The following is a 9,718-nucleotide window of genomic DNA, read 5'->3' on the forward strand; positions in this document are numbered from 1 at the left end:
GGCCTCTGACAAGAGGTCGCCGGCGCTGGAACGCCGCCGACCGTGCGCTCGAACGACTATGAACGAACGCAACCAGAGATCGATAGACGCGAACCTTGAGAGTATCGAACTAGGCGAGCCTGAGCGGATCGGCCACCTCAGTGAGCTTGAGGTCGGTGACCGTGTCGTGTGGGGCGACTACACCACCCCGCGGACGGTCGTCCAGCTGGGCGTGCGCGAGAAAGGCCGCGAGGGCGACACAGACGCCCACGTCGAGACGCCGCTCGTGAAGGTCGCCGGCCCGCGGGGTAAGGTCCACATTCTGGCCCACCGGATCCACCGGTACGAGGAGCAGGGCGACATCGTCGCCACCGAGGAAAGGACGTTCTCGAAGGCTGGCCGCATCGCCGCTGTCGACATCGTCCGGACGCACATCGGCGGATCGCGGTGTCGTGTCGAGGGCAACCAACCTGCGGAGGTGGCCTGACCGATGACCCGCCGCTCCGTTTCGTCCACGCGCAAGCAGAAGAGCTTCGCAAGCGGGTTCGCGGAGGACTTCGAGGCCGCGGCGATCCAGAACGCGGTTCACGACGACCTCGGCGAGGACGACCAGCTCGCCCGGCTCTGCGACGCCGCCGCAGCCGCCGACGCCGCCGGCGACCTTCGCGAGAGCTACCACGGCGAGGGTGCCGACGGCGTCGAGGAGATCGAGGAGGCGTGGGGGAAGCTCTCCCACGCCGCCCGCCAGCGGGCGCTCGAAGTGGTCGCCGAGGCGTGCGCCCGGGTCATCGACGAGGGTAACGAGTGGGTCGCGGACGGCCACTGGGAGGCCGACGCCATCGCCGAGGCGAAGTACGAGGCCCGGACGTGGCTCCAGCATCACACGAACAAGGCCGCCCGCGTGGGCGTCCTGGAGGTGGTCTGAGATGGTGACGTTCGACCGTCGCGACCAGTTCGAGGACAGCGACTCCAACCTCGACACGGTCGCCGCCGAGGCGCACCGACTCCACGAGAGCGAGGCGTTCCGCGAAGACGTCCTCGACGCGCTCGGTCCGGTGTTCAAGCAGCACCTCGACTGCGAGGCCGTCGACGCCGAGGCGGAGGAGGTCCTCCGCCGGTGGGTCCGCAAGGACGGTATGGGCGGGCTGTTCCAGATCCGGAACCAGATCGTCTCGAACCAGCACGCCGACCTCGCGGAGGGTGACATCATCCGGATGGTCAGCGCTCGCGACGGCGAGACCGTCATCCCGTACGTCGTCCGCGCGGTCGACCCAGAGGACACGGGCGTGAGTGTGGTCCGCGTCGACCCCGACGACGGCACCCGGCGCATCTCCGACCTCAGCACCGGGCACGTGAAGTRCGTCGACCGGTTCGACGTCGACCGCTCTGAGCGCGGYCGGAACCCGCAGCGCGTCGCTCGGGARCTCGGCGAGGAGATCGCCGAGGAGGAGGCCGATGACTGACGGCGGAGCCGCGGAGAGCCGGCTCTCCCACCTCTGGCGTGCGGTCGTCTACGGTGTCGGGTTTGCCCTGGCRCTCGCAGGCGGGCTGTTCGCGACGCGRCAGCTCGATCCGGACCCGTTCAACACGGCAATGTACGGCGTTCTCGCGTGGGAGTTCGGTCTCAAAACCGTGTTCACGAGCTACGCAAAGCACACTATCGGGGCCATCAGCCCGCAGTTCGCACGGGGTGTGGGCGATGACTGACGACGACCTCCCGGCGCTCGACGTCGGTGACCACGTGGTCGACCGGGACAACGAGGACGAGCCGCGCCGCCTGCTCGTGGTCGGGCTGTCGCCGGTCCCCGCCGACAACTACGAGGTCGACGGCGGTCGCACGGTGGCCGACGCGAACCCGGACTACCCGGCCGACGACGACGTCATCCGCGTCATCTTCCCGAAGGGGAGCGGCCTCGATGTCGACGGGCACCAGCGCTACGCCTACCCGCGGTCTCGGCTTCGGCGCGTCGCAGCCGTTCAGGACGCCCCGGCCGTCGACCTGGGCGCGGTCTCCGGCGCCGCCAACGGAGGTGGCGGTCGGTGAGCGCCGACAGCAGCGAGCCCGGGACGAGTGCGGAACTCCCCGAGACGGACGACGCCGGCGAGCAGCTCAACGCCGTGATCGAGGCGCACGAGGCGACCGACTGGAGCGAGGTGCCGGGCGTCACCGTGGCCGAGGCCGCGGCCTGGACGTCGCGCCTCGTCGAGGCACGCACCGAACTGGAGGCCCAGCGATGAGCGACGAGGAGGAGACGAAGCGAGCCCACAAGTTGATCGCGGCGCTGCGGAACGACGGCTACGACGTCGCGTACGGTGCCGACACGAACGAGGACTTCCCGGACCACGTCGGCGTCGCTCGCGACGCCCTCGAAGACCCCGACGAGTTGATGGGATACTTCCTGGTCGCAATGACCGAAGGGCAGACCGACTACTATTCCAGCACTGTACTCGGGGACGGCACGCCGGTCGCCCTCGCGCAGATCCAGATGCTCGGCGCTCACTTCTGGTCGGTCTTGGAGACCACTAGTCTGGACACGACCGACCTGATCGACGTGATGGTCGACGAAGCGCTCACTATCGACGGAGGTGAAGGTGACGCGTAGCTGGTGCGAACAGGCCGGCGAGAACATCGACTCGTGGGGTGAGCAGACCTACCCAGATATCGCCCTCGCAACAATCGAGGAGATCGGCGAGGGGTGTGCTCGCGTGAAGACGTAGTGGACATCGATGTTCGATAGGAGCTGACGGCAGTCCTCGAGTGAAGTCGAGGCGCACCAAGAGTTCTTTTATAAAGAGCCATACCGGGATCCCCAAATTCATCAGAATAGTGTAATTTGATTCTCTATTTTCCAATACGTACAGAGATACCCTCCGGAACACTTTTACGCCGAAGTTCTCGGTGGGGGAGGGGGGTAGTACCCCCTCTTCTTGTCACACCGTGGAGCGAAGGCTTAAGGGCGATACTTACGTATCGCAGAGCATGTCCGTTACGGACACCCGAGTGCCGGTCTCAACCGACACCCGCCGCGAGCTGCGCCTGATCAAGGCGAACGAAGACGTCCACACGTACGAGGACGCAATCCAGCTCGCACTTGATGCCTACAAAGACAGAACGTCAAGCCCTGAGCGGGAGAGTTGAGACTCATGGATTCGTGGAAACGTACCCCGGCCGACGCTGCCGCCGACCGAGGACATCTTTGGAACGGGTGGACTCGGTGTGACGGCGTGTCGACCGGCGCAACGCACGACTCCCGTGGACAGGGTGTCGAACACACAGGGCCACTAACGCCCTGCGAGGCCAGGTCTAAGTTGGCATGAGTACATTCTCATGCGGCCCTAATATGTGTTCTGGCGTTTGTCCGCGGCGGTCGTGTCTGATACACACGATCCCGGATGTCACAAGGACCGACAACAGACGCTGGACGAACCGACCTGCGGCGGAGCAGGAACACATCTGAACTGAGCAGTCAGAAGATCCCCGAGCTCGGCGCCAACCGAGTCGGACCAGGAGAGAGAGCGGCTGCTGTCAGCGTTCAGAATCTTGCTGACAAAGGCGTCAGACACCTGCGAAGGTTTATAGGAAGCCCCCGGGAAGGTAATCGCAAAGCTAGGCAAGCAATCTCGCGCAGAAAGGGGCCGTTGGTCACTTCCCCTTTCTCACCCGGTGGGCTTAAGCGTTGCCACGGAGCGGCAGCTCTAGCCTTCCAGTGTGGCGCACCGTCGACGCGCGCTTTCTCGGCGGTTACAGAGTCTGATGAAGGTCTACAGACTGCCGAGAGCCCCGCGTGTTCGGCTCGCGCTACCCCTCCGGCATCGACAGGAGCAGACGCCGATATCGAGAGCCGCAGCTTCAGATGGCGTGAGGGTCGGAGTACCCAGAAGGCTGCGCTGTTCCGGATCTACGCTCGGGGTGCGCTTCTCCAGCACGTCCGGACGACCACGCTCCAACAACGTGGCGGCCGCAGTACGTGCGAGATCGATACCGAGCCGTCGCTCGATGCGGTCCCGGGCTGGGTGCTCTCCGAGCTCCGTTCTGAGGGCCACGAGCCGACAACAGGAGGTGGCCGATGAGCGGTGACCACCAGACCGCGTTCGAGGACACCGGATCTTCCGGGCCGAAGTCGAGGGTTACGTACCGACTAGTCGGAGGTGAGCCGGCCCGATGAGCCGATTCGCTGTTGTCGGGTGTTCTGAGTGTGCGGAACACTGGGTCATCGAAGACGTCGTCGGCGTCCACGGAGTAGACCAACACGAATGCCCGCGGTGTGAGACACGGCATTTGGACAGTCGGCTGCGACGCTGGGCGAAGGCGGAGACGTGGGAGACTGCTGTCGAGAAGCGGTCGGCACTGCTCGCGGACAAGCGTAACGCAGGCGACGAGTTCGCCGACGTCGATCACTACGCCGAGCTTGAAGACGAGTGGAACCAAGACCTCGTCGACGAGCCGCTCGGCGTCAAAGTGGTCTCCGGGGAGTTCTCGAACGACCACCACCTCGATGCCAGCGAGGACGAGTCGGACGACACGGACGAACCAACCCAGGAGCGGCTCGGAGATCTCCGTCGTGGGGGCGACGCGGGCCTGTGGCTCGTCCAGCAGTACCCCGCGGAGTCATCAGGCACTGTGCGTCTCGACGAGGACAGCCGGCCCGGAGAGTTGTGGCAGCGGCTCGTCGATGTCCTTCAAGAGGATATTGCGCTCGCCGTTCGGGAGCTCGCGGGCGGCGCCGGCGACGGTATCGCGTGGCAAGCCATCGAGGCGATTGTCGACGATCAGCTGGGGATGGTCGAGCGGGACGCCCTCGAGGATGCCGAGGAACTCCACGGGTCGATCATCACGTCGGCGCTGCTCAGTCTGTGTAAGGACGTCGGCTCCGAGCCCCACCAACAGGCGATCGACCTGTTGAAGAGCTTCGGGCAGACGGACTTCGGCCCACTCGGGATCGGGTTCAACGGAGAGGTCGAAGACGTCCGCCGTGTCGTGAAGCCGCTGCTGGCAGCGTCGGTTCACACGCCGACTCTGACGGTGCGTATCGACGAGTCGTTCGAGGAGATCGACCACGCCAACCAACGCCGGCGGATGGTCCAGCTGCTCAGCTGGCTCGCTCACGGAGTGGATGTCAGGGTCGTATTCGAGTCGCGCATCTGGATGCGTCGGTTCGCCTGGTCGTACGATCCCCAGATCGACGTCGACGAGCTGGACGGGAACGTTCCGGACGTGGAAGCACACGATGTGAGTTCGCAGTTCAGTACAGGCCAGCGCGCACCCGGGGACGTCGACGACCACGTCGCGGCCGCCCTCGAGGCGCTCGACACGGACGGTGAAGTCGTCGGAACACTCGAACGGATCGATGCGGAAGCGGGGCAAACGGCGTCCTACGACGCGCTCTACGAGGCCGCACCCTACGACGACCCTGACAAGTCGAGCCAGAACGTTCGGTACCACTTGCGCCAGCTCCGGAAGCACGAACTGGTGAGCGATCGCATCCCGACCAGTGACGGTGGCATGGTTGCGATTCAACCGGCTGGGTCGGCTCTACTTGAGGAAATCGGGAGATCCGGAACGCGACAGAAAGCCCTTCAGAATTTTGTGAGTCGCCCCGGAAAATCTACCGACAATGTGGAGTCTAGACCCGCGCACACACGTGAGGGGGGGACCGGCTGGGACCGCAACCGTCTCCCCGCACTCCACACCATCCAACCGCTCCCTCGCTCTACGTACCAAGCCGCAGTAGTAGCAACCCCCGAGAGCGGCGTTGCGACGGTCGATGCCGCCGTCTCTGAGTGGGACGATCGAGCGGAGCCTCACCGGTACATGGACTGGGAAGAAGATCGCATCGCCGTGGCCGCCGAAGTGGACAATGTTGTCCAGTGGGCAATCTGTACTGCTCGGTCGTTAGGTGACGGGTTCGTTTGGGACAACCTGCTGACCGAGGAGCGGTTCGATGAGAACGGCGACTTCCGCCGACTTCTCCAGGAAGCACCCGACGTCCTTCGGAACAGTGCGTGTCTCGGCTGGATCGCCAAGGACGACGAGCTCGTCGACGACGTCGAGGAGTTCGGCGACCGTATCCAGGGCGTCCTCGACGAGATCTGTGAGATGACGCGAGACATGACCCACGGTGAGTACCGGGAGTACGACTCTCGGAAGGCGTTCCGGACGGAGATCCTCACCGAGTCGCTCGGCGTGATCGGCGTGATGACGCGGCTACTCGACTTCGCCGGCATCGACGTCCTTCGGATCGGCCGGATGCCGAGGTTCAAGAACGACTTCGACGAGGAGAAGCTGTCGGCGATCGCCAAGTTCGTCGGGATCAACTCGGCAATCGCGTCGACGTACGGCATGGCCTCGGTGTTCCGCCAGTTGTTCGAGGACCGCGACGAGGTCCTTCGGTGGTCGATGGACGTCGACGTTGACGCCGCGGAACCGTTCGGCGAGCTCATCGGCTCATGGTGTCTGTTCGCTGACTACGGCGATCGCCAGGACGTGTTTGCCGAGGAGCTCCGGACGCACGTCTCGCCGAAAGAGGTCCGGGAAGACGCTCCGGAGATCGGCGTCCGCGTCCCCGTCCAGACGTCGACGAGCCGGGAGCAGTACCGCGAGCTCCTCGAGCGCAGCCTCGACGAGAAGAACCTACTCGTCACGTCGGAAGCAGTGTCGGTCCTTCACGGTCTGTGTCGGTCGCCGTTGGCCGTCACGAACGGCGTTGCCGAGTCACTCGAACCCGAGGATGAGACCAGGCACATCCGGTCCGCCGAGCTCCGTCGCATCATCGCAGCACTGTCTCCGGAGCAAGTACTCCGTGATGCGTCATCGACACCGCGGAAGGCATTGGTAGCGCTCGCCGGCGCTGGCGAACCCGTGAACCAGTCTGAACTCGCCGACCTCGCCGACGTCTCCGCCCGGTCACTCCGTGATCACCTTCCGGACCTCGTCGACGCCGGGATCGTCGCGGCGACCGAGTCGGGATACCGCCTACAGCTGTCGTTCGAGGAGACCGACCGCGACGATGGAGAGCTCCCCGAGCGGTACCAGGACATCTACCCGAGGTGGGTGTCGGACCCCGCCGTCAGTAACGACGTCCACGCCGCCGCCGGAGCGCTGCGGACAGGCAGACAGCATCACGGTCCAGATGGCCCGGTCGTTCCCGAGGAGATCGGCTTCGCCGGCGACGTGTTGCTCGACCTCGAGGAGCCGTGGCCGCTGATAGACGAAGTCCTACCTGCGTTGTGGGCAGTCACTGCGAGGGACACGTACCGTCGTGACGCCGATGTCGCCGGCTCCGCACTTGTCGAGCCCGACGTCGAGGTAATGGGGGAGCGACCGCGTCAGCGGAGTCTCCAGGAGACCATCAACGAGGGGATTCGTGTCTCATGAGTTCGACATCCCCGCCGGGCGATAGCGCCGGCGTCCAGCAGGTGACGCTCGACGAGTTCGCCCAGGATGACAACCAGTGTTCCGCGATCGCCGTCGACACCGAAAAGCGCTGCCAGAAACGCGCCGTCCCCGGATCTGAGTACTGTCATCTCCATCTTGACCTTCACGAGTTCGCTCGAACGAGATGAAACAGCCCGAGAGCCTCTATACTGCCATCTCGTGGAAGGCCGCTGGTTGAAAGACCGCACACGCTGTTTATCCGCATATGGTGAGGCGACTATCCGGTATCAGTCAGAACGCCCACCGTCGACAGTCGCATCTAACCCGTTCCCAAGACGGGTCTAACGACAGCGAGAACTACCTGAAACAGCAGTATCAGCGCCTTATGAAGACAATTTCACCGCAGATCCCCGGGGTGTCCGTGCCGTGAGCGGTAACGCGAGCGCGGGCGCGAAGGGAGAGGACAGCAAGGACGCACAGCATGAGTACGACCAGATGCTCGACACGCTCGACGCGGCTATCGCCGAGGCGCGTCGGAAGGTCGAGAGCGGACGAGTCTACGACGCTGACAACGAAAAGGTCCGGATCAAGTGGATCCGAGCGCTCTCGTACGCCGTCAACGTGCGCCGCCAGGTCCAGAACGATCGCGACCTCGCCGAGCTCGCCGAGAAGGTGGAGCGCCTCGAGGAAGAGACCGGACTCACGGAGGGAGCATGACGAGACCGTCCAAACGCGAGATCGAGCGCGCCATCGAGGACCTCGATGCCGAGAGCATCGACGATGATGGCTTCTCCGTCGTGTTCGAAGACACCGAGACAGGCGAGTGGTATGAGGAGCCGGACCTCGATGGTGAACCACTTGACCAGGACACGGTCGACCCAACGATCGTCTGGCGAGACGACGTCGTCGAGACCGGCTGGGAGCCGACTGAGGACTCGGAGGCTGATCCGAGATGACTCGCCGGTCCAAGCGCGAACTCGAACGAACTCTCGAAGAACTCGACGACCAGGAGACTGAGGAGGGCGCTCTTCCAGCCGACGTGATCTGGTGGACCGACGGCGACGGTAACGTCATCGGTCGCTCAGATGATGACGGAATCGACTTCGACGCATCGAACGACGATCTCCCTGACGATGCCGATCCTGAAGATATCGAGCTCTTGGCCGACTTCACTGGGGGGCAAGCATGACCCGCCGATCCAAGCGCGAACTCGAACGTGCTCTCGAAGAGCTCGACATCCAAACTTCTGAACGGGAAACGACCACCGAGATCGAGGAGCACTGCTCTGAGGATGTCGTCGACTTCGTCTACGGTCTCGCCCGTGACCTGCTCCGGATCTCTTGGCACAACGCGGACGAGGTCGTGAACGAGACGGAGCCAGAGGCGACGCTGAATTACCTTGAGCTCGTCCGAGAGCAGTACGGCATCGATGACGACCGAGACGAGGAGGTCTGCCAGCGGCTCCTTGACGCTACTTCACAGGAGAAGTACTGGGACTCACTTGACTCCTTCTCGATGAGGCCAGTTTACGTCGCAGCTCATCGTGATCCCGAGACCGAGGCCGGCGAGACGCTCGCCGAGCTTGTCGATGAGGGGCGCGAAGAAGAGGCAGAACAGCTGCTCGTGGAGGCGACCTACGACCTGCTCGCCGGCGAGGGTGGCGGTGTGGAGGTGGTCGTCGATCCATGACACGACCATCCAGGCGTGAGCTTGAGCGTGCGCTCGAAGCGATTGAAGCGCGTAACCCCGGAACGTCTGATCCGGTGCGTGAGCTCACAGATGACGAGAAGGAGATGTGGGATCAGATGGTCTCTGATGCCCGCGAACAGCTTTCGGACGCTGAACTGGAGCGCTTCGACACTTCGATCGAGGAGCTGAACGAGGCGCTAGACGACGACGATCGCGACGTCACCGACTCCGAGGCCTTCAGCGAGTTTATGAACCTCCTGTGTAAGCCTCCCAGCCGGTGAGGCTTCACCGGTGTGACAGACTAGCTATGTAGTTCGAAGGCGCCCTTTCGGGTTTTCATACACCTCACCTTTTGTCTGGAGCTTTTCTATTTCGGATTCAATCTCTCCAGCATCCATACCCACTGTCGCGGAGCGGTCAAGGACCTCATCAATTGGTGCGCCTTTCTCATACTCTTGCTCAACGTCCGAGATGAGTTTCTTGACGTTTTGGAGTCGCTCGATTTGCTCCTCGGCAGTACCCGCCTCCATCACTTCGGCATCGAATTGTCCCCTACCGGGGTCAACACCAATGTCCTTGACAGAGGCTTCAACGAGGTCGACTGCCCGCTCGGCATCTGAGACTTCGATTGTGTCCGAGAGTCCAATCCGATCGCCCGCCTCGCAGAGTCGTACT

General features: G+C 63.7%; 16 protein-coding genes and 1 pseudogene. 16 read left to right on the forward strand and 1 reads right to left on the reverse strand.

Going from position 1 to position 9,718, the window contains the following annotated elements:
* Window positions 1-58 precede the first annotated feature (58 nt).
* The 16 genes from AMR74_RS16055 (at window position 59) to AMR74_RS16120 (ending at window position 9,324) form a co-directional block, all read left to right on the forward strand.
* Complete coding sequence (locus tag AMR74_RS16055) at window positions 59-466, forward strand: hypothetical protein (protein ID WP_053773067.1); 408 nt, start codon at window positions 59-61, stop codon at window positions 464-466.
* 3 nt (window positions 467-469) lie between these two features.
* Complete coding sequence (locus tag AMR74_RS16060; protein ID WP_053773068.1) at window positions 470-904, forward strand: hypothetical protein; 435 nt, start codon at window positions 470-472, stop codon at window positions 902-904.
* A 1-nt stretch (window position 905) separates the two neighbouring features.
* Window positions 906-1,442 carry a hypothetical protein gene (locus AMR74_RS16065; RefSeq protein ID WP_053773069.1) on the forward strand — a complete coding sequence of 179 codons (537 nt, stop codon included), beginning with the start codon at window positions 906-908 and terminating at the stop codon, window positions 1,440-1,442.
* Window positions 1,435-1,686, forward strand: coding sequence for a hypothetical protein (locus tag AMR74_RS16070; RefSeq protein ID WP_053773070.1), 252 nt, complete (start codon window positions 1,435-1,437; stop codon window positions 1,684-1,686). The genes AMR74_RS16065 and AMR74_RS16070 overlap by 8 nt, the downstream gene beginning before the upstream one ends.
* The gene (locus AMR74_RS16075; RefSeq protein ID WP_053773071.1) at window positions 1,679-2,023 is read left to right on the forward strand and encodes a hypothetical protein; all 345 of its coding nucleotides are present in this window, start codon (window positions 1,679-1,681) and stop codon (window positions 2,021-2,023) included. The genes AMR74_RS16070 and AMR74_RS16075 overlap by 8 nt, the downstream gene beginning before the upstream one ends.
* Complete coding sequence (locus AMR74_RS16080) at window positions 2,020-2,217, forward strand: hypothetical protein (protein ID WP_053773072.1); 198 nt, start codon at window positions 2,020-2,022, stop codon at window positions 2,215-2,217. Before AMR74_RS16075 ends, AMR74_RS16080 begins: the two co-directional genes overlap by 4 nt.
* Window positions 2,214-2,582 carry a hypothetical protein gene (locus AMR74_RS16085; protein WP_053773073.1) on the forward strand — a complete coding sequence of 123 codons (369 nt, stop codon included), beginning with the start codon at window positions 2,214-2,216 and terminating at the stop codon, window positions 2,580-2,582. The genes AMR74_RS16080 and AMR74_RS16085 overlap by 4 nt, the downstream gene beginning before the upstream one ends.
* Window positions 2,572-2,697, forward strand: a complete 126-nt coding sequence (locus tag AMR74_RS19855; RefSeq protein ID WP_276203085.1) for a hypothetical protein — start codon at window positions 2,572-2,574, stop codon at window positions 2,695-2,697. The genes AMR74_RS16085 and AMR74_RS19855 overlap by 11 nt, the downstream gene beginning before the upstream one ends.
* Window positions 2,698-2,959: 262 nt before the next feature.
* Entirely contained in the window at window positions 2,960-3,118 is a 159-nt protein-coding gene (locus tag AMR74_RS19290) for a hypothetical protein (RefSeq protein WP_167551938.1), read from the forward strand.
* A 1,023-nt stretch (window positions 3,119-4,141) separates the two neighbouring features.
* Window positions 4,142-7,354 (forward strand): DUF5817 domain-containing protein, encoded by a 3,213-nt coding sequence (locus AMR74_RS16090; protein ID WP_240471225.1) that lies wholly within the window; start codon window positions 4,142-4,144, stop codon window positions 7,352-7,354.
* Complete coding sequence (locus AMR74_RS16095) at window positions 7,351-7,542, forward strand: hypothetical protein (RefSeq protein WP_053773074.1); 192 nt, start codon at window positions 7,351-7,353, stop codon at window positions 7,540-7,542. Before AMR74_RS16090 ends, AMR74_RS16095 begins: the two co-directional genes overlap by 4 nt.
* A gap of 238 nt (window positions 7,543-7,780) precedes the next feature.
* Window positions 7,781-8,071 carry a hypothetical protein gene (locus tag AMR74_RS16100; protein WP_240471226.1) on the forward strand — a complete coding sequence of 97 codons (291 nt, stop codon included), beginning with the start codon at window positions 7,781-7,783 and terminating at the stop codon, window positions 8,069-8,071.
* Complete coding sequence (locus AMR74_RS16105) at window positions 8,068-8,310, forward strand: hypothetical protein (RefSeq protein ID WP_053773075.1); 243 nt, start codon at window positions 8,068-8,070, stop codon at window positions 8,308-8,310. Before AMR74_RS16100 ends, AMR74_RS16105 begins: the two co-directional genes overlap by 4 nt.
* A complete protein-coding gene (locus AMR74_RS16110; protein ID WP_053773076.1) occupies window positions 8,307-8,543 on the forward strand; it encodes a hypothetical protein in 237 nt (78 codons plus the stop codon). The genes AMR74_RS16105 and AMR74_RS16110 overlap by 4 nt, the downstream gene beginning before the upstream one ends.
* Entirely contained in the window at window positions 8,540-9,043 is a 504-nt protein-coding gene (locus AMR74_RS16115; protein WP_053773077.1) for a hypothetical protein, read from the forward strand. Before AMR74_RS16110 ends, AMR74_RS16115 begins: the two co-directional genes overlap by 4 nt.
* Window positions 9,040-9,324 carry a hypothetical protein gene (locus tag AMR74_RS16120; protein WP_139043047.1) on the forward strand — a complete coding sequence of 95 codons (285 nt, stop codon included), beginning with the start codon at window positions 9,040-9,042 and terminating at the stop codon, window positions 9,322-9,324. The genes AMR74_RS16115 and AMR74_RS16120 overlap by 4 nt, the downstream gene beginning before the upstream one ends.
* 24 nt (window positions 9,325-9,348) lie before the next feature.
* Here AMR74_RS16120 and AMR74_RS19295 read toward each other — a convergent pair.
* A pseudogene (locus tag AMR74_RS19295) lies at window positions 9,349-9,718 on the reverse strand (minichromosome maintenance protein MCM); the annotation flags it as partial.

It is taken from the genome of Halorubrum tropicale, from assembly GCF_001280455.1.
GTDB classification, from domain to species: Archaea; Halobacteriota; Halobacteria; order Halobacteriales; family Haloferacaceae; genus Halorubrum; species Halorubrum tropicale.